Origin of the sequence: Arthrobacter sp. CC3, assembly GCF_039907775.1 — a bacterium.
Classification (GTDB): domain Bacteria; phylum Actinomycetota; class Actinomycetes; order Actinomycetales; family Micrococcaceae; genus Arthrobacter.
In genome coordinates this window covers 64,988-87,757 of sequence record NZ_JARCCY010000020.1, presented here as the reverse complement: position 1 = coordinate 87,757, position 22,770 = coordinate 64,988, and the positions used below count along the sequence as shown (strand labels likewise).

23 protein-coding genes are annotated in these 22,770 nt (G+C 65.1%); 4 read left to right on the top strand and 19 right to left on the bottom strand.

The features are described from left to right. The first annotated feature begins 205 nt into the window (after positions 1 to 205). Positions 206 to 1,111 (top strand): 3-methyl-2-oxobutanoate hydroxymethyltransferase, encoded by a 906-nt coding sequence (gene panB, locus PV761_RS13665; RefSeq protein ID WP_347897473.1) that lies wholly within the window; start codon positions 206 to 208, stop codon positions 1,109 to 1,111. 25 nt (positions 1,112 to 1,136) lie between these two features. Here the strand turns inward: panB and PV761_RS13660 are convergent, their stop codons facing one another. Together PV761_RS13660 and PV761_RS13655 are read right to left on the bottom strand one after the other, a co-directional pair. Then, the gene (locus PV761_RS13660) at positions 1,137 to 1,712 is read right to left on the bottom strand and encodes a YceI family protein (RefSeq protein WP_347897471.1); all 576 of its coding nucleotides are present in this window, start codon (positions 1,710 to 1,712) and stop codon (positions 1,137 to 1,139) included. Positions 1,713 to 1,775: 63 nt separating this feature from the next. Further along, positions 1,776 to 1,940: an SPOR domain-containing protein gene (locus PV761_RS13655; RefSeq protein WP_156037148.1), complete on the bottom strand. Its 165-nt coding sequence runs from the start codon at positions 1,938 to 1,940 to the stop codon at positions 1,776 to 1,778. Positions 1,941 to 2,065: 125 nt separating this feature from the next. On the opposite strand from PV761_RS13655, the gene map reads away from it, so the two are divergent. Next, the gene (map, locus tag PV761_RS13650) at positions 2,066 to 2,944 is read left to right on the top strand and encodes a type I methionyl aminopeptidase (protein ID WP_028271752.1); all 879 of its coding nucleotides are present in this window, start codon (positions 2,066 to 2,068) and stop codon (positions 2,942 to 2,944) included. 77 nt (positions 2,945 to 3,021) lie between these two features. Beyond that, positions 3,022 to 3,825, top strand: a complete 804-nt coding sequence (ppgK, locus tag PV761_RS13645) for a polyphosphate--glucose phosphotransferase (RefSeq protein ID WP_028271751.1) — start codon at positions 3,022 to 3,024, stop codon at positions 3,823 to 3,825. A 101-nt stretch (positions 3,826 to 3,926) separates the two neighbouring features. Here the strand turns inward: ppgK and nrdR are convergent, their stop codons facing one another. The 3 genes from nrdR to PV761_RS13630 all read right to left on the bottom strand — a co-directional run bounded on the left by nrdR (position 3,927) and on the right by PV761_RS13630 (position 6,476). Beyond that, positions 3,927 to 4,424, bottom strand: coding sequence for a transcriptional regulator NrdR (gene nrdR / locus PV761_RS13640; RefSeq protein WP_028271750.1), 498 nt, complete (start codon positions 4,422 to 4,424; stop codon positions 3,927 to 3,929). Between the two features lie 106 nt (positions 4,425 to 4,530). After that, a complete protein-coding gene (gene hisD, locus PV761_RS13635) occupies positions 4,531 to 5,907 on the bottom strand; it encodes a histidinol dehydrogenase (RefSeq protein WP_028271749.1) in 1,377 nt (458 codons plus the stop codon). After that, the gene (locus tag PV761_RS13630) at positions 5,904 to 6,476 is read right to left on the bottom strand and encodes a hypothetical protein (protein WP_347897467.1); all 573 of its coding nucleotides are present in this window, start codon (positions 6,474 to 6,476) and stop codon (positions 5,904 to 5,906) included. Before PV761_RS13630 ends, hisD begins: the two co-directional genes overlap by 4 nt. Positions 6,477 to 6,612: 136 nt before the next feature. On the opposite strand from PV761_RS13630, the gene PV761_RS13625 reads away from it, so the two are divergent. Next, complete coding sequence (locus PV761_RS13625; RefSeq protein WP_028271747.1) at positions 6,613 to 7,113, top strand: flavin reductase family protein; 501 nt, start codon at positions 6,613 to 6,615, stop codon at positions 7,111 to 7,113. Positions 7,114 to 7,117: 4 nt separating this feature from the next. Here PV761_RS13625 and PV761_RS13620 read toward each other — a convergent pair whose 3' ends face one another. The 14 genes from PV761_RS13620 to ftsW all read right to left on the bottom strand — a co-directional run bounded on the left by PV761_RS13620 (position 7,118) and on the right by ftsW (position 22,768). Then, positions 7,118 to 7,852 carry an SDR family NAD(P)-dependent oxidoreductase gene (locus PV761_RS13620; RefSeq protein WP_347897465.1) on the bottom strand — a complete coding sequence of 245 codons (735 nt, stop codon included), beginning with the start codon at positions 7,850 to 7,852 and terminating at the stop codon, positions 7,118 to 7,120. Positions 7,853 to 7,884: 32 nt separating this feature from the next. Further along, positions 7,885 to 11,442 carry a DNA polymerase III subunit alpha gene (gene dnaE / locus PV761_RS13615; RefSeq protein ID WP_028271746.1) on the bottom strand — a complete coding sequence of 1,186 codons (3,558 nt, stop codon included), beginning with the start codon at positions 11,440 to 11,442 and terminating at the stop codon, positions 7,885 to 7,887. Between the two features lie 36 nt (positions 11,443 to 11,478). Beyond that, complete coding sequence (locus tag PV761_RS13610; RefSeq protein ID WP_028271745.1) at positions 11,479 to 12,405, bottom strand: RluA family pseudouridine synthase; 927 nt, start codon at positions 12,403 to 12,405, stop codon at positions 11,479 to 11,481. Continuing rightward, complete coding sequence (lspA, locus tag PV761_RS13605; RefSeq protein ID WP_347897462.1) at positions 12,398 to 12,964, bottom strand: signal peptidase II; 567 nt, start codon at positions 12,962 to 12,964, stop codon at positions 12,398 to 12,400. The genes PV761_RS13610 and lspA overlap by 8 nt, the downstream gene beginning before the upstream one ends. A 133-nt stretch (positions 12,965 to 13,097) precedes the next feature. Continuing rightward, positions 13,098 to 13,796, bottom strand: a complete 699-nt coding sequence (locus PV761_RS13600; protein WP_347897460.1) for a DivIVA domain-containing protein — start codon at positions 13,794 to 13,796, stop codon at positions 13,098 to 13,100. A 174-nt stretch (positions 13,797 to 13,970) separates the two neighbouring features. After that, complete coding sequence (locus PV761_RS13595) at positions 13,971 to 14,258, bottom strand: YggT family protein (protein ID WP_347897458.1); 288 nt, start codon at positions 14,256 to 14,258, stop codon at positions 13,971 to 13,973. A gap of 117 nt (positions 14,259 to 14,375) precedes the next feature. Continuing rightward, on the bottom strand, positions 14,376 to 14,912 hold the full coding sequence (gene sepF, locus PV761_RS13590) for a cell division protein SepF (protein ID WP_028271741.1): 537 nt from the start codon (positions 14,910 to 14,912) through the stop codon (positions 14,376 to 14,378). A gap of 88 nt (positions 14,913 to 15,000) precedes the next feature. After that, positions 15,001 to 15,747: a YggS family pyridoxal phosphate-dependent enzyme gene (locus PV761_RS13585; protein ID WP_347897456.1), complete on the bottom strand. Its 747-nt coding sequence runs from the start codon at positions 15,745 to 15,747 to the stop codon at positions 15,001 to 15,003. Continuing rightward, entirely contained in the window at positions 15,740 to 16,456 is a 717-nt protein-coding gene (locus PV761_RS13580; protein WP_347897454.1) for a polyphenol oxidase family protein, read from the bottom strand. Before PV761_RS13580 ends, PV761_RS13585 begins: the two co-directional genes overlap by 8 nt. A gap of 62 nt (positions 16,457 to 16,518) precedes the next feature. Continuing rightward, positions 16,519 to 17,742, bottom strand: a complete 1,224-nt coding sequence (gene ftsZ, locus PV761_RS13575) for a cell division protein FtsZ (protein ID WP_347897452.1) — start codon at positions 17,740 to 17,742, stop codon at positions 16,519 to 16,521. A 274-nt stretch (positions 17,743 to 18,016) separates the two neighbouring features. Continuing rightward, on the bottom strand, positions 18,017 to 18,886 hold the full coding sequence (locus PV761_RS13570; protein WP_347897450.1) for an FtsQ-type POTRA domain-containing protein: 870 nt from the start codon (positions 18,884 to 18,886) through the stop codon (positions 18,017 to 18,019). Beyond that, positions 18,879 to 20,282: a UDP-N-acetylmuramate--L-alanine ligase gene (gene murC / locus PV761_RS13565; protein ID WP_347897448.1), complete on the bottom strand. Its 1,404-nt coding sequence runs from the start codon at positions 20,280 to 20,282 to the stop codon at positions 18,879 to 18,881. The genes PV761_RS13570 and murC overlap by 8 nt, the downstream gene beginning before the upstream one ends. Next, a complete protein-coding gene (gene murG, locus PV761_RS13560) occupies positions 20,279 to 21,379 on the bottom strand; it encodes an undecaprenyldiphospho-muramoylpentapeptide beta-N-acetylglucosaminyltransferase (RefSeq protein ID WP_347897446.1) in 1,101 nt (366 codons plus the stop codon). The genes murC and murG overlap by 4 nt, the downstream gene beginning before the upstream one ends. Before the next feature lie 6 nt (positions 21,380 to 21,385). After that, on the bottom strand, positions 21,386 to 22,768 hold the full coding sequence (gene ftsW / locus PV761_RS13555) for a putative lipid II flippase FtsW (RefSeq protein WP_347897444.1): 1,383 nt from the start codon (positions 22,766 to 22,768) through the stop codon (positions 21,386 to 21,388). Positions 22,769 to 22,770: the final 2 nt, after the last annotated feature.

The following is a 22,770-nucleotide window of genomic DNA, read 5'->3' as shown; positions in this document are numbered from 1 at the left end:
CAGCTCACGATTCACTTTACTAAGCATTCGCGCGGAATGTTGGAGCCGGAGGTCCGCGTAACACAGCGTTAACACGCACACCGGCCCGCGGCGCCCGGCGGCGGCGCCGCGACCGGGCCCCGGGCGCTGCGTTTGTGACGCGATTCACCGGCTACGGCCCGGCGCCCGGTAGCTAGGACGCGCAGTACCGCATTACGCTCTAGCCATGGCCACAAGCAACAGCTCCGATTCCAGCATGTCCGCAGAAGTACCTGCTCCCTACGGCAACGGTCCCGCGGGGCCGGCCGCAACGCCGTCGGACACCGTCAGGAAGCCCGCGGCCCGGATCCGGACCCACCACCTGCAGCAGGCCAAGGAAAAAGGTGAGCACTTTGCGATGCTCACAGCCTACGAACAGTACACTGCCGAGATCTTTGACGAAGCGGGCATTGAAGTGCTCCTCGTCGGCGACTCCGCATCCAACAACGTCTTCGGCAACGAAACCAGCCTCCCGGTCACTGTGGACGAGCTGCTTCCGCTGTGCCGCGCCGTGGCCCGGTCGGCCAAGCGGGCCCTGGTGGTCGCGGACCTTCCGTTCGGAAGCTACGAAGTTTCGGCTCAGCAGGCCGTAGCCACCGGCGTCCGCTTCCTGAAGGAAGGCCTGGCCCATGCCGTCAAGATTGAAGGCGGCAAGTTTTACGCGGACACCGTCCGGGCCATGGTCCAGGCCGGTATTCCGGTCATGGCGCACATCGGCTTCACCCCCCAGAGCGAGCACTCGTTGGGCGGCTACCGGGTCCAGGGCCGCGGCGATGACGCGCAGCGGCTGATCGACGACGCTGTCGCCCTCGCCGACGCCGGCGCCTTCAGCGTCCTGATGGAAATGGTTCCCGCCGCCACCGCAGCGGCCGTCGATGCTGCCATTTCGGTTCCTACCGTCGGCATCGGCGCCGGAAACACGACCACGGGCCAGGTCCTGGTCTGGCAGGACATGGCGGGGCTTCGAGGCGGGAAGATGGCCAAGTTCGTCAAACAGTATGCTGACCTGCGCACGTCGCTGAGCAACGCGGCCAAGGCGTATGGCGAGGACGTGCGGACCGGCCAGTTCCCCGGCCCCGAGCATTCGTTCTAACAAAGCTGCGAGGCCGGGGTTTCCCCTATTCGGCGGCCGGTGTGGCGCCGTCACCGACTTTAATGGCGGACACTTCAAACTCGAGGGTGATCTTGTCCGACACGAGCACGCCGCCGGAGTCCAGGGCCGTGTTCCATTTGAGCCCGAAATCCTGGCGGTCGATGCGACGGGAACCTTCGAAGCCGGCCCGAAGGTTGCCCATCGGGTCCCGCTCGACGCCGATGAAGTCGATCGGGATCGAAATCTCCTTGGTGACGCCCCGGATGGTGACGTCTCCGCTGACAATGAAGTGGCCCTCGTCAACCTGATCCACGCGGTTGCTCAGGAACGTGATCTCGGGGAACCGGGGAGCGTCAAAGAAATCGTTGGTCCGCAGGTGCTGGTCGCGGTCGGCGTTGCGGGTGTCAATACTCGCTACCTTGAGAGTCAGCGCCACCTTTGAGCGGTCGACGTTCTGCGCGTCGACGGTGATCGAGCCGTCGAGATCGTTGAAAGCTCCGCGGACCTTGGTGACCATTGCATGGCGGGTGGAGAAGCCGATGCGCGTATGCGTCGGGTCGAACCGCCACTCTCCTGTGTATTCTGGCTTGATTTCGGCCATGACTCTCCTCGTTGCGGTACCGGCCGGTCCGGTACTCGGAAGTGTACTAACTCTCGCAGACGGTCAGTCCTCGTCGCCCTTTTCCCAGGCTTCATTGCGCGTCTTGACCTTCTCGAGCGCGTGCTCTGCTTCCTCGCGCGTTTTGTAGGGCCCGATCAGCTGCGTCCAATCGGACATGGCGTCTTCCTCCACCTCGTGGGTTTTGACGTTGTACCAGTACTCGGTCATCGTTGCTCCTCGCATTATGCAGGCTCCACGCCCGCCGAAAGTGATCCACGTAACGTAGGGCTACATCGTGTTCCGATCCGGCTTTCCGTTACATGGGCTTCTACGCCTGCTTATATGATCAATCTATGCCTTCTCTTGCCTCGACTGCACCCACCGGCACACTGGTCCCCGGAACCATCAGCCCGCAGCTGCCCGTCCCGGCGTCTATCCCCCGCCCTGAGTATGTGGGCAAACCGGGTCCGGAGAAGTTCACGGGCTCGGAGGTGAAGTCTGCCGAGACCGTCGAGAAGATCAGGATCGCCAGCCGGATCGCGGCCCAGGCAATCGTCGAGGTCGGCAAGCACATCGAACCCGGCGTAACGACCGACCAGCTGGACAAGATCGGCCATGAGTTCCTGGTCGACCACCATGCTTATCCGTCGACTCTTGGCTACCGGGGCTTCCCCAAGTCGTTGTGCTCGTCGCTGAACGAGGTGATCTGCCACGGAATACCGGACAGCACGGTGGTCCAGGACGGCGACATCCTGAACATCGACATCACCGCCTTCATCGGAGGGGTCCACGGCGACACCAATTTCACGTTCCTTGTAGGCGACGTGGATGAAGAGTCCCGGCTCCTGGTGGAACGGACCAGGGAATCCCTCAACCGTGCCATCAAGGCGGTGGCCCCCGGACGTGAAATCAACGTCATCGGCCGCGCCATCCAGTCCTACGCCAAGCGCTTCGGCTACGGCGTTGTCCGGGATTTCACCGGCCACGGTGTCGGCGAAGCATTCCACACCGGCCTGATCATTCCGCACTACGATGCCGCCCCCGCCTACAACACGGTCATGGAAGCCGGCATGGTCTTTACTATTGAACCGATGCTGACGCTCGGTACGGTGGAGTGGGACATGTGGGCCGACGACTGGACCGTGGTGACGCGCGACCGCAAACGCACCGCCCAGTTCGAGCACACCCTGCTCGTCACCGAATCAGGCGCAGAAGTCCTCACCCTGCCCTGATTGCCCCGCCCGGCGCCGTCGGCAGGCACATTTGCCCAGTTAACCCTTTCCCGCCCACAGCCACGAACGGAATCACATTGGCCAAGAAGGACGACAAGTCAACCAAGAACGCACCGCTGATCGGTATTGATATCGGCGGCACCGGAATCAAGGGCGGCATTGTCGACCTCAAGAAGGGCAAACTCGTAGGCGACCGCTTCCGCGTTCCCACCCCACAGCCGGCGACGCCCGAGTCGGTCGCCGAAACGGTGGCCGCGGTGGTCGCCGAGCTCGACGCACGGCCGGATGCGCCGGCTCCCGATTCGCCCATCGGCGTGACGTTCCCCGGCATCATCCAGCATGGTGTGGTCCATTCCGCAGCCAACGTCGACAAGTCCTGGCTCAACACGGATATTGACGCCCTGCTGACCAAACGCCTGGGGCGCCCCGTGGAGGTCATTAACGACGCCGACGCCGCCGGGCTCGCCGAAGCCCGCTACGGCGCCGGTGAGGGCGTCTCCGGCACGGTCCTCGTGATCACGCTGGGGACCGGCATTGGTTCGGCCTTCATCTTCAACGGCAAGCTGGTCCCGAACGCCGAACTCGGGCACTTGGAAATCGACGGCTACGACGCCGAGAGCAAGGCTTCCGCCGTGGCCCGCGAACGCGACGGCCTCAGCTGGACCGAGTACAGCGTGCTACTCCAGCGATACTTCTCGCACGTTGAGTTCCTCTTCTCCCCCGAACTGTTCATCGTCGGTGGTGGAATCTCCAAGCGCGCCGACGAATACCTGCCGCACATGAAGCTGCGCACAAAGATCGTCCCGGCCGAGCTCAAGAACGACGCCGGCATCGTGGGCGCCGCGATCGAGGTTGCGCTGACGCACAAACTGGCCAAATAGGCGGACCTGCCGGCTCCGCAACAGCGGCGCCGGCAGGTCCCTGGTACAGCACGTGGTGCCGGTGGTGGCTTCGGCTTCCCCTCCGCTGCCACCACCGGAGTCTAGAGGGGGCTCTTCTCGGAGCTCTTGCCCTTGGCCGCTTTGGCTTCGACTTCCGCTTCATGGCGAAGGATGGCAATGGCGGTCTCAAAATCCTCAAGGGACTCGAATGCCTGGTACACGCTCGCGAAGCGGAGATAGGCGACTTCGTCCAGCTTCTGCAGCGGGCTAAGGATGGCGAGGCCCACTTCATGGGCGTCGATTTCCGCAGCGCCGGACGCGCGGATCGTTTCCTCGACCTCCTGCGCCAGCATGGCAAGGTCGTCTTCGGTCACAGGCCTGCCCTGGCATGCTTTCCGCACCCCGTTGATCACTTTGCTGCGACTGAAAGGTTCGCCGACGCCGGAGCGCTTGATCACCGTGAGGCTGGTGGTTTCCACCGTCGTGAAGCGGCGGCCGCATTCAGGACACTGACGGCGGCGGCGGATCGCGGATCCATCATCGGCCATCCGGCTGTCCACCACGCGGGAATCAGGGTTGCGGCAAAACGGGCAATACACGTTGCTTCCTTCCCTGGCCGGGAAACATTTGGCCGGAATATTCTTCCACATCAGTTTACGACTACATGTAGCCGAATCACAAGCCTGTAATTACTACATGTAGTGGTTAGGCATCGCCGGTGAACCGCGCCGTCACGGCCTCGCCGTGGGCCGGCAGGTCCTCTGCCCCTGCGAGGCTGACGATGTGCCCGCTGACCCGTTCCAGGGCAGGCTTGCTGTAGTTGACCACCTGGATGGCACGAAGGAACGTGGTGACGTTGAGGCCGGAAGAGAAGGCTGCCGTGCCGCTCGTAGGCAGCACGTGGTTTGACCCTGCGCAGTAATCCCCGAGGCTGACCGGGCTGTAATCCCCCACGAAGATTGCCCCCGCGTTGCGGATGCGCGCAGCGACAGCCGGGGCGTCCGCCGTCATGATCTCCAGGTGTTCCGCGGCGTAGGCATCGCAGGCCGCGATTCCCTGGTCCAGGCCGTCCACCAGCACCACGCCGGACTGCGGCCCGGACAGGGCTTCCCGCACCCGGTCAGAGTGTTTTGTCAGGGCAGCCTGCACGTCAAGCTCGGCCCGGACGGCCGCAGCGAGCTCTTCGGAATCCGTGATGAGGACCGACGCCGCCTTCGGATCGTGTTCGGCCTGGCTGATGAGGTCGGCCGCCACCAGCGACGGGCGGGCGCTGCCATCGGCAAGGATGGCGATCTCCGTGGTGCCCGCCTCGGAATCGATGCCCACAACGCCTTTGACCAGCCGTTTGGCCGTTGCCACAAAAATGTTGCCCGGCCCGGTGACAACGTCCACCGGATCCAGGGCCGCCGCCGGGTCTTCCGCAGGGACACCGTATGCAAAGGCCGCGATGGCCTGGGCACCGCCGATGGCGTACACCTCGTCGATGCCCAGCAGCGCCGCGGCGGCCAGGATGGTGGGGTGCGGGAGTCCGCCGAAGTCTTTCTGGGGAGGCGAGGCCAGGGCGATGGATTCCACCCCTGCCGCCAGTGCGGGGACGACGTTCATGATGACCGACGAAGGATAAACAGCCAGTCCGCCGGGAACGTACAGCCCGACGCGGCCAACCGGCACCCAGTTCTGGCTCACGACTGCGCCTTCACCGAGTTCGACGTCGACGTTTGCCGGCCGCTGGCGGTCAGCGAACTTCCGTGCGCGGCTGATGGATTCTTCCAGGGCTGCCCGCACTGCGGGGTCCAGTTTCTCCAGCGCCTCCTGCAACGCAGCGCCCGGCACCCGCGGGTGTGCCTGCTCGACGCCGTCAAACGCCTGTGCGTACTCGCTCAGCGCGGCGAAGCCCCGGGAACGGACCGCCGTGATGATGTCGGTGACCTTCTGTTCGGCGTCCGCCATGGTCTGGTGCCGGGCCCGGGGAACAGCCGCCCGGAGTTCGGCCAGGGAGAGCCTCTGGCCGCGCAGGTCAATGGTGCGGTAGCTGACGGCCGGCGCGGTGATCTGGGCGGGGCTGTCCGGAGAAATAGTCACCCGCCCATTTTACGTGGTTTGCCCAGGAGGCTGAGCAGGTTGGCCACAAAGACGGAAATGGCCACCGCTGCCGGCCAGATGGCCAGGACGGCGAAGGACCGGAGCGAGAAGGCAATGCTGGCGTTCGGGGCGGTATCTTCAGCCGGGCCCCACCACTGCCCCGCCAGCACCCCTGCCTGCCAGGCGATGACGGCGCCAAGCGCACCGCCGATCACGGCGAGCAGTACGGTCCGTGGCGCAGGGGCTCCGGTTCGTTTTCCGTCGAGGAGGAAGCCGGTGACGCAGCCTGCCAACAGGAACAGGCCAGCCAGCACAAGGTCCCGGGGAAGCCAGCCTTCCGCATTCGTTCCGGTGGCCAACGAGGGGTCGCCGGAGATCAGGTTCAGGCCGCCGGGCGCCAGCAGCCACCACGCAAGTCCGACGGGGATCCCGGCAGCGGCAATGACTGCCGGCACGCGCCACGAACCCCCGTCACCGCGGTAAAGTTCACCATAGGCGGGAGGGAGTCCGGCGTCCCCGGGATGGCTCGGATTTTGCGGAGCCGGGCCGGTGCCTGATGGCTGTTTCATGAAACAAACATTAACAAACGTTCACCGCCGTTCAACAAATGACGCGGCAGGTAACCAAGTCACGGACGGCACCGGGGCACCCATACGCTGGCATGCAGGACAAACCGGATTAGTTTCAGCAGGGAGTTAGATCACAGTGACCTCAGATAACGCAGCCTTCGAAGGCACGTTCAAGGAGATGTTCCGCCGGCATGCGGCCGGCGTGGCAATTATCACAGTGAACTACAACGGCGTCCCGTACGGATTCACGGCCACGTCAGTGGCCTCGCTATCCGCTCAGCCGCCGCGCTTTACCTTCAACATGGCCCGCAGCTCCAGTTCGTGGCCGGCCATCGCCAACACCACGCACATCGGTGTGCACATGCTTGGCCTGGAGAACCAGGAACTGGCGGACCGCTTCGCACGGACCAAAAACCGGTTTGAGGGAGACCATTGGGAACTCGGACCGCACGATGTGCCCGTCCTCAAAGACGTCGCTGGATGGCTGATCGGCAAGATCCAGATGCGTCTCTCCTTCGAGAACAACGCGGTGGTTGTGGTGGAAGTCGTGGAAGGACAGGTGGGCGAGGACGGTTCTCCCCTGCTGTACCACTCCGGCGCCTACAGCCAGCCCGTCCCGCTCGACTACGAAATCTAGCGCCCTACCAGGGCAGCGGCGCGGACGATCCGAGTTCGAAGAACCGCGGACTGGTACCACCCGGTTCGGAAAGCTCCCGCAGCAGCTCGCTGGCCGCCGTCGCAGGCTCCTTCGAGGATCCGCTTCGTCCCATCCCGGTGGCCAGGGCTCCCGGATGCACGGACCATACGTCCAAGACCGCGCCGAACTCCTCATGCAGGCTCAGCGTGAGCATGTTGAGCGCGGCCTTGCTGAGCCGGTAGCCGTAGCTCGTCCCGAAGCCGGCGAATTCACCGTTCGCCTGCAGCGCTGCCGATCCCAGCCGGGACGACACGTTGACCACGACGGGCCGGCGGCCGACTGCGCCCGGGCGGAGCAGCCCGGCCAGCGACGCCCGGGTCACCCTGACGGCGCCCGCGACGTTATTGTCGAGGAGGTGTGCGAGGGAATCGGGGTCTACTGCCGCCAGTGTCCTCTGGTTGCTACCCACTGCGGCGTTATTGACGACGACGTCGATGCTGGCCCCGGCGAGAACCTCCGCCACGCCGTCCGGGCAGGGTTGCGCGATGTCCCATTCCAGGAACCGCACCCTGCCGTCGGTCCCGGTTTTTGCCGCGGAGCCCGGCCGGACAATGCCGTAGACCGTCCATCCTTCCGCGGCAAGGACCGCCGCCAGGGCGGCGCCGAAGCCCCGGCCCGCACCGGAAATCACCGCGACGCCCGCGGCCGGGGCCGGGCCCTGTGCCGGGGCCGGGGTCACCGGAAGTCCAGGCGCATTGGCTGCCCGGGCAACTAGCTGTCCAGGCAGGTGGGCCCGAGGAGCACCTTGAGGTCGCCGAACAGTGATGGACTCGGGTTGACCCTCAGGTGCACCGGAAGCGCCATCACTTCCACCCTTGTGTCGCCTTGCAGGTGCAGCCTGACTTCCGAATTGCCGCGGTGGGTCCGCAGTACGTCGCCAAGCTCGGTCACCACAGCCTCTGTGGCCTTGTGCGTCTGCATGGTGATCACCAGCGGCCCGTTCAGGCCCTCGCTGAGGTCCGGGACGGACAGCTCCATGCAGTTCAGGGCGACTGCGCCGTCGTCGCGGCGCTGCAGCCGGCCCTTGACCACCACGACCAGGTCTTCGGCCAGCACGGACGCGATGGGGCCGTACACCTGGCCGAAGAACATGACCTCGATTGAGCCACCCAGGTCCTCGATTTCCGCGCGGGCATAGGCGTTGCCGCTGGCTTTCGCGATCCGCCGGCTCAGGGAGGTGATCATGCCCGCAATGGTGATGATGGCGCCGTCGTGCGGGCCGTCCTCGGCGATGACCGAGGTGATGGACTGGTCGGCGTGCTGGCTCAGCAGCCCTTCGAGGCCCTGCAGCGGGTGGTCCGAGACGTAGAGGCCCAGCATGTCGCGTTCGAAGGAGAGCTTGTCCTTTTTCTCCCACTCGGGAAGGTCCGGGATTTCGATGCTCAGGGACGCTTCGGATTCGGCCTCGTCGAAACCGGCGAAAAGGTCGAACTGCCCGATCGCTTCGTTGCGCTTGAGGGTGATGACGGAGTCGATGGCTTCTTCATGGATCATGGCAAGCGCGCGCCGGTGGTGGTTCAGGGAGTCGAACGCCCCCGCCTTGATCAGCGATTCAATGGTGCGTTTGTTGCACACCACCGCAGGGACCTTCATGAGGTAGTCCTTGAAGGACGTGTACGCGCCTTCCTTTTCCCGCGCCGCCACCATGGCTTCGACGGCGTTCACGCCGACGTTGCGGATCGCGCCCATGCCGAAGCGGATGTCGTTGCCCACAGGGGTGAAGTTCAGGGCTGACTCGTTGACGTCGGGCGGCAGCACCGTAATGCCCATGCGCCGGCATTCGTTCAGGTAGATCGCCGATTTGTCCTTGTCGTCGCCCACCGAGGTCAGCAGCGCAGCCATATATTCCGGCGCATAGTGCGCCTTCAGGTACGCGGTCCAATAAGAGATCACGCCGTAGGCGGCCGAGTGCGCCTTGTTGAAGGCATAGTCGGAGAACGGGAGCAGGATGTCCCAGAGGGTCTTGACCGCGGCCATGGAATAGCCGTTGTCCTGCATGCCCTGGGAGAAGCCGGCGAACTGCTTGTCCAGCTCGGACTTCTTCTTCTTGCCCATGGCGCGGCGCAGGATGTCGGCCTGGCCCAGGGTGTAGCCGGCGAGCTTCTGCGCCACGGCCATAACCTGCTCCTGGTAGACGATCAGCCCGTAGGTGCCGCCGAGGATTTCGGAGAGCGGCTCTTCCAGCTCAGGGTGGATCGGGATGACTTCCTGGATCTTGTTCTTGCGCAGCGCGTAGTCGGTGTGGGCGTTGGCGCCCATGGGACCGGGCCGGTACAGGGCCAGTACCGCGGAGATGTCTTCGAAGTTGTCGGGCTTCATGAGCTTGAGCAGCGAACGCATGGGGCCGCCGTCGAGCTGGAACACGCCCAGCGTGTCTCCCCGGGCCAGCAGCTCGTAGGACGCGGTGTCGTCGAGTTCCAGGGTTTCGAGGTCCAGATCGATGCCGCGGTTCATCTTGATGTTTTCCAGGGCGTCCGAAATGATCGTCAGGTTCCGCAGGCCGAGGAAGTCCATCTTGATCAGGCCGAGGCCTTCGGACGTCGGATAGTCGAACTGCGTAATGACCTGGCCGTCCTGGAAGCGGCGCATGATCGGAATCACGTCGATGATGGGGTCCGAGGACATGATGACGCCGGCGGCGTGCACGCCCCACTGCCGTTTCAGGCCTTCGATGCCCAGCGCCGTTTCGAAGACCTTGGCGGCCTCCGGGTCGGTGCTGATCAACTGGCGGAAGTCACCGGCTTCGCCGTAGCGCTTTGCTTCCTTGTTCTGAATGTCGGCCAGCGGAATGTCCTTGGCCATCACGGCCGGCGGCAACGCCTTGGTCAGCGTCTCGCCCATGCTGAAGGGGTAGCCCAGCACGCGCGAAGAGTCCTTCAGGGCCTGCTTGGTCTTGATGGTGCCGTACGTGACGATCATGGCCACGCGTTCGTCGCCGTACTTGCGCGTGACGTAGTCGATTACTTCGGAGCGGCGCCGGTCATCGAAGTCGACGTCGAAGTCAGGCATGGAAACGCGGTCCGGGTTCAGGAAGCGCTCGAAGATCAGGCCGTGGTGCAGCGGATCCAGGTCGGTGATGCGCATGGCGTAGGCCACCATGGAACCTGCACCCGAGCCACGCCCGGGACCCACGCGGATGCCGTTGTTCTTGGCCCAGTTGATGAAGTCTGCCACCACGAGGAAGTAGCCCGGGAAGCCCATGGAGGTGATGACTTCCAGCTCATAGTCGGCCTGCTTGCGGACCTTGTCCGGGATGCCCTTCGGATAGCGGTACTGGAGTCCCTTGTCCACTTCCTTGACCAGCCAGGACGTCTCGTCCTCCCCCTCCGGGCAAGGGAACCGGGGCATGTAGTTGGCCCCAGTGTTGAACGAGACTTCACAGCGCTCTGCGATCAGCAGCGTGTTGTCGCACGCATCGGGGTGGTCGCGGAAGAGTTCGCGCATTTCCTGCGGTGACTTCAGGTAGTAGCCGCTGCCGGAGAAGGCAAAGCGGGAACCGCCGTTGTCGTAGGTCGGCTCCAGCAGGGTGGATCCGGACTGGATGGCCAGCAGGGCCTCATGCGCCTTCGCATCGTGCTCGTGCGTGTAGTGCAGGTCGTTGGTGGCCACCAGCGGCAGGTTCAGCTCCTTGGCCAGGCGCAGAAGGTCGCCCGTGACGCGACGCTCGATATCCAGGCCGTGGTCCATGAGCTCACAGAAGTAGTTCTCCGCGCCGAAGATGTCGCGGAACTCTGCAGCAGCCTCCAGCGCTTCGCGGTACTGGCCGAGCCGCAGGCGGGTCTGGACCTCACCCGACGGGCAGCCGGTGGTGGCGATGAGCCCTTCGGAGTAGGTGTTCAGCAGCTCGCGGTCCAGTCGGGGCCATTTGCCGAAGACCGAATCCAGTGAGGCGATCGACGAGGCCCGGAACAGGTTCCGCATGCCCACGTTGTTGTAGCTCAGCAGCGTCATGTGCGTGTACGAGCCACCGCCCGAGACATCGTCCTTGCGCTGGCTTTCCTCGCCCCAGCGGACGCGGCTCTTGTCCCCGCGGGCGGTCCCGGGAGTCACATAGGCTTCGACGCCGATGATCGGCCTGATGCCCTTGTCCGTGGCCCGCTTCCAGAAATCGAAGGCGCCGAAGAGGTAGCCGTGGTCGGTGGTGGCCAGCGCGGGCATGCCCAGCCGCTCGGTTTCATCGAAGAGCTCGCCGAGCCGGGCGGCGCCGTCCAGCATCGAGTACTCGGTGTGGTTGTGGAGATGGACAAACGAGTCATTGCTGGAAGTCACCGGACCATTCTAGTGCCGGGCAGGGACAGTTCCGGCTCAGGCGTCCCCGGAGGCCAGAACTTCCAGTGCATACGCAAGATCCTGCGGGTACTCACTGGTGACTGTCACGCGCTCTCCGGTCCTGGGGCTGTCGAACCCGAGCTGCCGGGCGTGGAGCCACTGCCGGGTCAGTCCCAGGGTTGCGGCAAGCCGCGGATCGGCTCCGTAGGTCAGGTCACCGGCGCAGGGGTGGCGCAGGGCCGAAAAGTGGACGCGGATCTGGTGGGTGCGGCCGGTTTCCAGGTGCACTTCCACGAGCGACGCCTTACCGAAGGCCTCCAGGACCTCGTAGTGTGTCACGGATTCCCGGCCGTCCTCGATGACGGCAAAGCGCCAGTCATGGCCGGGGTGGCGGCCGATGGGTGCATCGATCGTGCCCGCCAGGGGATCCGGCAGTCCCTGGACCACTGCGTGGTACACCTTGTCCACTGTGCGCTCCTTGAAGGCGCGTTTGAGCGCCGTATAGGCGCGCTCGGACTTGGCCACCACCATGGCACCTGACGTGCCGACGTCGAGGCGGTGCACGATGCCCGCCCGCTCGGGTGCTCCCGACGTCGATATCCGGTAACCGAGCCCGGCCAGTCCCCCCACCACCGTGGGTCCCACCCAGCCCGGGGACGGGTGGGCGGCCACACCCACCGGCTTGTCGATGACGACGAAGTCCTCATCGTCCAGCAGTACCTTCAGGCCTTCCACAACTTCCTCCACGACTTCCAGGGGGTCCCGCCGTTCCGGGACAACGACTTCCAGCACGGTGCCGGAGGCCAGCTTCAGGGACTTGCCCACTGCTTTGCCTGCGGAGCTGACGTTGCCCTCGGCGATCAGGGTGGCCGCCTGGGACCGGGATATGCCCATCAGCTTGGCGAGGCCCGCATCGACGCGGGTGCCGGCCAGCTCTTCGGGAACGGTGAGTTTCTCAGGCATCGGTGCCCTCCGCCGGCTTCTGGACCCGTGAACCGTCCAGCGAAATACCGCGAAGCGTCAGCAGGCAGATGATCACGACGGCCGAGACAACAGCGGAATCGGCGATATTGAAGATCGCAAAATTGGGCAGCTGGATGAAGTCCACCACGTGGCCCATGGCGAAGGACGGCTCCCGGAACAGCCGGTCCGTGAGGTTGCCCAGGGCACCGCCAAGTAGCAGGCCCAGCGCCAGGGACCACCAGGCGGAACCAAGTTTCCGAAGCTGGAAAAGAATGGCAACGGAGACGCCGGCCATGATGATCGTGAAAACCCAGGTGACATTCTCGCCGATGGAAAACGCTGCCCCGGAGTTCCTGATGTAGTACCAGTGCAGCAACGGGGGCAGCACCGGGATGCGCTCCCCCTCCACCATCGTGGAGGTGACCCACAGCTTGGTGAGCTGGTCGAAGACGTAGGCGAAAACAGCGAAGCCGGCGAAGAGCGTCAGCAGGACCGCCTTTCGCGGCCGGGCTTGCGTCGTTGCTTGCTGCGCTGCGGCAGGTGCTGTTTCGTCAGTCATAAAGCTTTCATTCAGGAGCCAGTCCCGGGACTGGAGGGAAACTGCTGGTGCCCGCTGCCGGCAGCGCCGGTAGCGGTTAATGGCAAAAGCCGGCGGCCGAGGAGTCCTCAGCCACCGGCTTTCAGAATACTTGCTAAACGGCGGGGCTGCCGTCGCCAACCTCGGGCGCAGCCACGGAACCGCGGGCATCCAGGTCGCGGAGCTGACCTTCGATGTATGCCTTCAGGCGTGAACGGTAGTCGCGCTCGAAGCCGCGCAGCTGTTCCACCTTGCGCTCCAGGACGGACCGCTGCTGTTCCAGGGCGCCGAGGATCTTGCGGGACTTCTCCTGCGCGTCGTTGACCAGGCTGCTGGCTTCGATCTGCGCTTCGGCGATGATCTTGTCCTTCTGCTGCTGACCGTCGGCGACGTGCTTGTCGTGCATCTGCTGCGCCATGGCCAGGAGGCCGGCGGCGGACTCCGCGGTCGGGTTGACCGCGGAAGGGGCCGGAGCGGCAACCGGGGCAAGGGCCGCTGCCGGCTCGGGCGCCTTCTTCTTGGCTTCGGCGGCGGCCTTGGCTTCGGCTTCCGCCCTGGCCCGGGCTTCGTCCTTTTCGGCCTTGACCGGGGCGGGGACCTTCTCCACCACCGGCGCCGCTACTGCGGAGCTGGCGGGCGTGCCTGAGCCGCTCTCGGCAAGCTTCTTGCGAAGCTCGTCGTTCTCTTGGTTCAGGCGGCGCAGTTCGACGACGATTTCGTCCAGGAAGTCGTCAACTTCGTCCTGGTCGTAGCCTTCGCGGAACTTGGTCGGCTGAAAGCGCTTGTTGACAACGTCTTCTGGCGTCAAAGCCATCTGGTCACCTCGTTGGTCTAGTTAGTCAGTAGGCCTTCCGGCCGTCAAAACTACGGTACCTAAATATGGTCTGGTTCCTCTAATTCAACACTGAGGTGTCAAACCGGAGATTCTACGCGATGCCGTGGATGGCGGTTTCCCGTCCTGCTACTGCGCCGCAAGCTGTAATGAAAATTACGCGAGATTCCTCACGATTGCCATAGCCACGCTGATGGCTATGAAGAACAGCAAAAATCCGAGATCCAGCGAAATCCCGCCCAGGCGCAAGGGTGGAATGAGGCGCCTCAGCACCTTCAGCGGCGGATCTGTGACGGAATAGACAGTGTGGGCCGCCACCAGTGCCACACCCCGGGGCCGCCACTCACGGGCAAACATCTGCACCCAGTCGTAGACCAGCCGGATGATTAATGCCACAAAAACGAATAATAAAGCGATATAGATAAGTCCGAAAACAATTCCCATGAGTTAACTCATATCTCCATGTTCATTCCGGATCCCGCAGTCTCCTGTTGCCATTCTTATCTATTTCAGCACGGATGCCAGACAGGTGTCCTGCCTGGCATCCGTTCGGCTCCGGAGCTAGCTCTGGTTGAAGAAGCTGGCCTGGGTCTCGCTGACCTTTTTGTCATCGCCGATGACCTCGATGTACGACGGCGAGAGCAGGAACACCTTGTTCGTGACCCGTTCGATGCTGCCGCGGAGGCCGAACACCAGGCCGGCGGAGAAGTCGACCAGGCGCTTGGCATCGGCTTCGCCCATGTCCGTGACGTTCATGATCACGGGGATGCCGTCACGGAAGCTTTCGCCGATCAGCTTGGCATCGTTGTAGGACCGCGGGTGGATCGTGGTGATCTGGCGGAGTCCGGTGGTCTCTTCGCGGCTCGAGGCCGCGCGCTTGATAGGTGTCACAGGTGCGCGATATTCCTCTTCGGCGGCGTGTGGAGTCGGCGTTTCGCGGGCGACCTCGCGGACGGGCGCCGGCGCCCGGCGTTCCTCGCGGTCATGCTCCATTGAATCGTCCTCGTCTTTGTGCGGTGTGTGGTGCTCAGACTCGTAGTGTTCATCGCCATCGGCGAGCCCAAGATAGATCATTGTCTTGCGCAGAGCGCCAGCCATGGTCGACTCCTAATCGTGTCCGTAAGCGGGCCGCTGAGTTGACTTGACAGTATTGGAATCCCCGCCATTCTCTTCCAATACTTTGACGCTACCGCAACGCAGGACGCGAACCCAATATATCGGAGCCTATTCTCAGGTGTGTCGCACCCGCCCTGACGGCGGATTCCAGATCCTGGCTCATGCCCGCGGAAATCCCCGAAGCCGCGGGGTGGTCCCTGAGCAGATGCGCCGAAATTTCGGCCAGTTTGGCGAACGCCGACTCCGGATCCGAACCCAGCGGAGCCACTGCCATCAGGCCTGCCAGTACAATCCCCGGCGACCCCGCCAACTGGTCGGCCAGGCCCGGCACCTCCAAGCGGCTGGCGCCGCCCCGGTCGCTTCCGGCGTCTTCGTCGAGGCTGACCTGGATGAAGCACTCGAGCGGACCCCGGCCGGTCCGCTCCTGCTCGGCGGCCACGGACCGGGCAAGGGCGGCTGCCAGCTGCGGCCGGTCCACGGAATGGATCGCATGGGCATACCGGACCACCGACTTGGCCTTGTTGCTCTGCAGCTGCCCCACAAAATGCCAGCGCAGTCCGAGTTCGCCGAGGGCTGAGGCTTTCTCTGACGCTTCCTGGTCCCTGTTCTCACCGACGTCGGTGACTCCCAGGGCAGCCAGCCTGCGGACGTCGTCGGCAGGGTGGAATTTGGTCACGACGATCAGCTTCGGCGGGTTGTCCTGCCGGCCGGCGGCTTCCGCGGCGGCGGCAATCCTCCCCCGGACCGCGGCCAGGCGGCCCTGGATCTGGAGCAGGCGGGGGTCGTCGGCGGCTGTTACCTCCCGGGGTTCACTCACCGGTCCACACCAATCCGGCGAACCGGCCCGTGGCCGGGTTCCCGCGGTAGGAGAACAGATTGTCGTTTTCGAGGGTGCAGGGTCCGGAGTACTCCACGGCGACCCCGCAGGCTTCCAGCTGGCTGCGCGCCCCGGCCGGCAGGTCCAGGCCGGGGGTGCCCCAGGAAGTTGTGGTCCAGGTGGCAGGAACGGCCGCGGCGACGTCGTCCCGCATGCCTTCCGGCACTTCGTAGCAGGATCCGCAGATTGACGGGCCGATCCAGGCCCGGATGTCTTCGGCCCCCTCGGCGCGCATTCGCTCCACCGTTGCCGGCAGGACACCGCTGGCAACACCCGGACGGCCCGCATGGGCAACTGCCAGGACCGGCTGTCCCCCCGATGTTGTCCCGGCAAGGACGACCGGGACGCAGTCCGCCACCATGACGGCAAGCGGACGACCGGAAGACACCATCGCATCAGCGGTCGGCGCGGCCGGGCAGGCCGCCTCGCCGTCGCCGTCGTCGCCGCCGATAAAGGCGACGGTATTGCCGTGCACCTGGTTCATGTACTGGAAGCCGCCCGCCGCCAGGCCTGCTTCGGCCTCAACGAGTTCACGCCGGCGGCGCACTTCAGCCGGATCGTCCCCCACGTGGAGGGCGAGGTTTCCGGCCCCGGCGTCAGTGAATGCCACCCAGACGCCGGGCCGGACTTCGGTTCGCCACCAAAACAATCAAAACACCGCTAACTGACGAGCTGATAAAACGTCCTGCCAATGCCTGCTTCCGGAAGTGCCTACTTCAGGAAGTCCGGGACATCCAGGTCGTCCGAGCGGCTGCCGGAAAGGTCCGGCTCCACTACCGAGGGAAGGTCGACGTCGAAGCCTGAGTCGGCGGGGACGGCAGAGGGACGCTGCTGACCCCAGTTGCTGAGACCCGAAGCTCCGATGCCGGCGTGTACGGGCTGAACGTGCTGCGACGGCGCCTGCGAGGGGGCAGGAGCAGAGGCGGGCGCAGCAGGGCGCTGCGGGGCAGCCTGCGGCTGCGACTGGTCCATGGACGGCGAGGTGGCTTTGACGTCGTCGAAGCCGGCCGCGATGACCGTAACGCGGGCCTCGTCACCGAGTGCGTCGTCGATGACGGCACCGAAGATGATGTTGGCTTCGGGGTGCGCCACTTCCTGGACCAGGCGGGCAGCTTCGTTGATTTCGAAGAGTCCGAGGTCGGAGCCGCCCTGGATGGACAGCAGGACACCGTGGGCGCCGTCGATCGAAGCCTCCAGCAGGGGTGAAGCGATGGCGAGTTCCGCGGCCTTGACGGCACGGTCCTCTCCACGTGCCGAGCCGATGCCCATCAGCGCGGAACCCGCGCCCTGCATCACGGACTTGACGTCTGCGAAGTCGAGGTTGATCAGGCCCGGGGTGGTGATCAGGTCGGTGATGCCCTGGACACCGGACAACAGGACCTGGTCGGCGGAGCGGAAGGCGTCCAGGACCGAGACATTGCGGTCGCTGATGGACAGGAGCCGGTCGTTGGGGATGACGATCAGGGTGTCGACTTCGTCGCGGAGGGCGTCGATGCCCGCCTCGGCGGAACCTGCACGACGGCGGCCCTCGAAGGTGAACGGGCGGGTGACAACGCCGATGGTGAGCGCGCCGAGCGAACGGGCAATGCGGGCCACGACGGGTGCGCCGCCGGTACCCGTGCCGCCACCTTCGCCGGCGGTCACGAAGACCATGTCCGCGCCGCGGATGACCTCTTCGATCTCGTCGGCGTGGTCCTCGGCCGCCTGCTTGCCGACCTCCGGGTTTGCACCGGCTCCGAGACCACGCGTCAGCTCGCGGCCGACGTCAAGTTTGACGTCGGCGTCGCTCATGAGCAGAGCCTGGGCATCGGTGTTGATTGCGATGAATTCGACACCGCGGAGACCGACTTCGATCATGCGGTTGACTGCGTTCACGCCACCGCCGCCGATGCCGACGACCTTGATGACGGCCAAGTAATTCTGCGGAGCTGCCACGTTACGTGTCCCTTGTTCGTGTCCTATTGCGAAAACTGATGGAGTCGTGCTTGAAAGTTCCAACCTTAACCTTCGACTTGAAGGTTATAGTTATGTCAAGTAACTCATGCTGTGACGCTATTTCCTATGCCTGAGACATTCAATGACCTGATCCGCGTGTCGTTGGAATACCCGCTAAATAGAGCGGAAATCGCCGTGGATGACGGCTGCCGGCCCGCCGGTCTCAGAGCGCAGGTGAATGCCTGTCCCGCTGCTTGCGCGGGGAGGCCGTCCACTATCGTGTCACGGGATGCCGCGGCACGCTGACATCGTAGACCTGGACGGGATTCTTGGGGTTGGCCGGCGCCTTCAGCAGGGCTTCGAGCACCTTGGCTTTGAGCTCCTTCTCCCCCGCGTTGCCCCAGACAATGGTCTGTCCGTCCACAAGTTTGAGTTCGACGGCGTCAACGGATTTCGCCGACGCATCGGACAGCCTGGCGAGGACGTCGGCAGGCAGCGCGGCCAGCACCGCGGTGATGGCCTTGAAAAGATCCTTGCCGATCACCCCTGCCCCGCCGTCGATCACCGGCAGCAGGATGCTGTCCGGATCCTGGGTGGTGCCGAGCTGCACGCCGTCAACATCAACAAGCTGGAACACCTCCCCCTGTTTCACCAGGGCCACGGGGGTGCGTTCATGGATGTGGACCACCAAGACCGACGGCGGCCGCGCTTCCGTGGTCACGTCCCTGACCTGCACGAGCGGTTGCAGCAACTGCTTCACTTCGTCGTCATGAACCTGCGGCAGCGGCTTGCCGCGCAGCGGCCCGAGGGCGTCCTGGACCTGCTGCGGCGTGAGCATTTTGGTTCCGTCCACGGACACCGTCTGCACGGCGAACACCGGCGAATAGACGGCGGCCGCCAGCAGGCCGGCCACCAGTGCAGCGACGATGCACACCGCCAGGATGATGTTCCGCCGGATCCGCCTGCCCTTGGGCTCCGGGAACGACAGCACATTGTCCGTGGCGCGGTCGGGAGTTGATGCGCCTTCCGCCGCGGGCGCGGGCTTGGACGCGGAAATCACGTCCGCGCGGCCGTTTCCCGGTTCGGCCTTGCCTTTGCCCGCGGGTGCCCCCGTCTTGTACGTGGGCCGGCGCGTGCTAGGCATCCGGCGCCTCTGCCGCTAGTGCCTCCACGATCAGCGGGCCGTAGGCGGTGACGTCGCCGGCACCGGCGGTGAGCACAATGTCCCCGGGCGCAGCGTTGGCCACGACGGCGCGGACTGCCTCGTCGGCAGCTACGAGCCGGCCGCCCCCGGAGAGGCGGTCACCGATCAGCTGGCTGCTGACCCCGGGAATGGGATCCTCGCGGGCAGGATAGATGTCCAGCACCAGAGCGGTGTCTGCAGCGTTGAGCGCCTCGGCAAACTCGGCAGCAAACTCGCGTGTGCGGGAGAACAGGTGCGGCTGGAAGAGTACATGAACCTTGTGGTTCCCGGCGACGGATCGTGCCGCAGCCAGTGCCGCCCGGACTTCCGTGGGGTGGTGGGCGTAGTCATCGTAGACCCGGACACCCCGTCCCTCGCCTTTGAATTCAAAGCGCCGCGAGGCTCCGGAGAAATGGGCCAGGGCACCGGAGGCGGGGCCGGGGTCGACGCCCAGCTCGAGTGCCACGGCGAATGCCGCGGCAGCATTGAGGGCGTTGTGGCGGCCGGGAACCTGGAGCTCCAGCGCAAACTTTCCCGCGGGGGTGGATACCCACACGTCGCCCGGTCCGCCGTCGTGCAGCCTCAGCTGCGAATCTTCGGCAGTGCCGTAGGTGACCACCCGGGTGTTGCCCCGTTCCGTTGTCCGCTCCGCCAGTGCGCGTGCGCCGGGGTCATCGGCGCAGGCCACCAGGACGCCGTCGGGCGGGAGCAGTTCGGTGAAGCGGTCAAACGACTCGTAGACGGCCTCGGCGGTGCCGTAGTAGTCGAGGTGGTCCGGTTCCACGTTGGTGACAACGGCAATGTGCGGACGGTAGTTGAGGAACGATCCGTCGGATTCGTCGGCCTCGGCAACGAAGATGTCCGACGTGCCGCTGGCCGCGTTGACCCCCAGTGCCGGGACGTTGGCGCCGATTGCAAACGTGGGGTCCAGGCCGGCGCCCTGCAGCAGCACGGTGATCATCGACGTCGTGGTTGACTTCCCGTGTGTTCCGGCCACCGTGACCACGCGGTCGCCTGCCATGGTCGCCGCCAGTGCCTCGGACCGGTGCAGCACAGGCAGCCCGGCGTCACGCGCGGCCAGGAGTTCCGGATTGTCCGCGCGGATGGCGGAGCCCGCCACCACGGACTGCGCCGCACCCAGGTTGCCCGCGGCATACCCCACATGGATGCCCGCGCCGGCGGCGGCGAGGTCCGCCATGACGGGCAGGTCCTTGGCGTCGGAGCCGGTCACGGGGACGCCGCGGGCCACCATGATCCGGGCCACGGCGGACATGCCCACGCCGCCCACGCCGATGAAGTGCACGCGGCCCAGGGATTCAAGGCTCTGCGTGCCCGTTGCTGCTGTGGGCGTGGTCATTTGCTTACCGCTTCCAGGACAAGGCCAGCCATGCGCTGGTCTGCGTTTCGGATGCCGAGGGCTTCGGCGCTGGCTGCCATCCTCGCCAGGCGGGCGGGATCCGACAGCAAGGGGATGATTTCACTGCTGACCCATGCGGGGGTGAATGATTCGTCGTCGATCACCAGCGCCCCTCCCGCCGCTACCGGCCCGGCGGCGTTGAGGGCCTGCTCGCCGTTGCCGATCGGGAGCGGGACGAACACCGCCGGGACACCTACGGCCGCGGTTTCGCAGACGGTGGCTGCTCCTGCGCGCCCCACCAGCAGGTCGGCGGCCGCGTAGATGTTCTCCATGCCGTCGACGTACTCCACTTGCCGGTAGCCGTCCGCGGCGAGGGGCTTGCCGTCGCCGTCAAGGACCGCCTTGCCCTTGCCGGTGATGTGCAGTGTCTGGATGCCGGCCTTGGCCAGTGCTTCCACGGACGCTGCGATGGTCCGGTTGATGCTCTGCGCACCGGAGGAGCCGCCTGTGACGATGAGCGCCGGCTTGTCTTGGTCGAGCCCCAGCAGGTCACGTGCGGCCTGCCGGGAGCCGGCACGGTCCAGCCCGGATACTTCCTTGCGCATCGGCATGCCGACGTGGCGCGCCCCGCGGAGTTTCGTGCCGGCGAAGGCTACGCCGACGTGATGGCTGAACCGGGCGCCCACCTTGTTGGCCAGGCCGGCCCGCGTGTTGGCTTCATGGATGACGACGGGAATCCGGCGGCGCCGGGCCGCGAGGTAGAGCGGTGTGCAGACGTAGCCGCCAACGCCGACCAAAACGTCCGCATGGGCGTCGTCGAGGATTTTTCCGGCCTGTTTGACCGCGCCCGCCAGCCGTCCGGGGAGCCGCAGCAGGTCCAGCGAGGGCCTGCGCGGGAAGGGCACGCGGTCGATGGTGGCCAGCTCGAGGCCGGCTGCAGGGACCAGCCTGGTTTCCATCCCGCTGGGCGTTCCCACGGCCAGGAGTCGCACGTCCGGACGCGCGTCACGCAACGCGGCCGCAATGGCCAGCAGCGGACTGATGTGGCCCGCTGTTCCGCCGCCGGCAAGGACTACTGACAAAGACTCGGCATTCATTAAGTGCTATTTACGCTTTCGTGAGGTGTGTGGGCGCGCGCCCTCGGTGCGGAACTTGAGCAGCCGTTTGGGCTGGACGCTGGGCGCCATCTGTTCCCGGGCCAACGACAACACTACGCCGACGGCACACAGCGACATCAGCAGCGCCGAACCGCCATAGGAAATGAACGGCAGCGGGACGCCGATGACGGGAACGAGCCCGGTGACCACGGACATGTTGACCGTGGCCTGGCCCAGGAGCCACACCATGATGGTTCCGGCCAGCACCCGGTGGAACAGGTCCTCCTGCGCCACCACGACGCGGTAGATTGCGGCACCGAGGATGGCAAAGAGGATGAGTACGACGACGGTGCCCACCAGCCCGAGTTCCTCGCCGATGATCGCGAAGATGAAGTCGTTATGGGCTTCCGGGATCCAGCTGTACTTCTGCCGGCTCTGCCCCAGGCCGACCCCGAGCCAGCCCCCGGAGGCCAGTCCGTACAGGCCGTTGGTTGACTGATAGTTGGCGTCGATGCCTTCGCCGCAGGAATTTCCGGTCCACCACGAGGTAATCCGGCACATCCGGTTGGAGCTCGTGACAGCCATGAACCCGGCACCGGCCACGGCAATCAGAGCTGCAATGCCGAACATGTAGATCGGGACGCCAGCGAAGAATAGGGCTGCGGCCATGATCATCATGATGATCATGCCGGTGCCGAGGTCATTTCCGGCCAGGACGAGGCCGATGATGCCAGCGGCAATGGGAAGGACCGGGACCACCACATGCTGCCAGCGGTGGAGCAGTTTGGCCTTGACGGCCAGCACCGTGGCCATCCACAGTGCAAGGGCCAGTTTGGACGCTTCTGACGGCTGGAAGGTGATGCCGCCGAATTCAATCCAGTTCTGGTTGCCGTTGGTGCTGGTACCGATGAGCAGCACCAGGACCAGGAGCACATAGGCGCCGGCGATCCCCGGCCAGGCGAGGCGCTTAAGCCAGACGACGTTAACCCGCGAGAGCACAAACATCAGGAACACCCCGATGGCGGCGAACATGCCCTGTTTGAGGGCTGCCGTGTACGGCGACTCTCCGGCGGCAATGGCCTCGACGCTGGAGGCGGATAGAACCATCATGATGCCGATGGCCGTAAGCGCGAGGGTGGAACCCAGGATGAGGTAGTAGGTGGAACCGTTGCGTGACTTTCCGGTTCCTTCCAGCTTCGCCCAGAAGCTTCGGTAGCCGCCGCGGAGCCTGGCCAGCGGAGGCACATGGCCTGACCGGGCAGTCCCGCCTTGCGTAGCCTGGGCCGACGTCGGCCGGGTTCCGGCGGCCTTGCCTGTCCGCGAAGCCGGCGGGAGCCGGGTGGCACCCCGCTGCTTGGCAGCCGGGGCACGGGTGGGCGTGCTGACCATTG

What these genes read in the sequence shown, in the direction of transcription:
- PV761_RS13570 (WP_347897450.1), bottom strand. Translation starts at nt 18,886, where the DNA reads ATGCCTAGCACGCGCCGGCCCACGTACAAGACGGGGGCACCCGCGGGC.
- PV761_RS13610 (WP_028271745.1), bottom strand. Translation starts at nt 12,405, where the DNA reads ATGCCTGAGAAACTCACCGTTCCCGAAGAGCTGGCCGGCACCCGCGTC.
- PV761_RS13630 (WP_347897467.1), bottom strand. Translation starts at nt 6,476, where the DNA reads ATGAAACAGCCATCAGGCACCGGCCCGGCTCCGCAAAATCCGAGCCAT.
- PV761_RS13660 (WP_347897471.1), bottom strand. Translation starts at nt 1,712, where the DNA reads ATGGCCGAAATCAAGCCAGAATACACAGGAGAGTGGCGGTTCGACCCG.
- PV761_RS13655 (WP_156037148.1), bottom strand. Translation starts at nt 1,940, where the DNA reads ATGACCGAGTACTGGTACAACGTCAAAACCCACGAGGTGGAGGAAGAC.
- murG (WP_347897446.1), bottom strand. Translation starts at nt 21,379, where the DNA reads ATGAATGCCGAGTCTTTGTCAGTAGTCCTTGCCGGCGGCGGAACAGCG.
- ftsW (WP_347897444.1), bottom strand. Translation starts at nt 22,768, where the DNA reads ATGGTCAGCACGCCCACCCGTGCCCCGGCTGCCAAGCAGCGGGGTGCC.
- PV761_RS13595 (WP_347897458.1), bottom strand. Translation starts at nt 14,258, where the DNA reads ATGGGAATTGTTTTCGGACTTATCTATATCGCTTTATTATTCGTTTTT.
- map (WP_028271752.1), top strand. Translation starts at nt 2,066, where the DNA reads ATGCCTTCTCTTGCCTCGACTGCACCCACCGGCACACTGGTCCCCGGA.
- murC (WP_347897448.1), bottom strand. Translation starts at nt 20,282, where the DNA reads ATGACCACGCCCACAGCAGCAACGGGCACGCAGAGCCTTGAATCCCTG.
- sepF (WP_028271741.1), bottom strand. Translation starts at nt 14,912, where the DNA reads ATGGCTGGCGCTCTGCGCAAGACAATGATCTATCTTGGGCTCGCCGAT.
- panB (WP_347897473.1), top strand. Translation starts at nt 206, where the DNA reads ATGGCCACAAGCAACAGCTCCGATTCCAGCATGTCCGCAGAAGTACCT.
- PV761_RS13600 (WP_347897460.1), bottom strand. Translation starts at nt 13,796, where the DNA reads ATGGCTTTGACGCCAGAAGACGTTGTCAACAAGCGCTTTCAGCCGACC.
- lspA (WP_347897462.1), bottom strand. Translation starts at nt 12,964, where the DNA reads ATGACTGACGAAACAGCACCTGCCGCAGCGCAGCAAGCAACGACGCAA.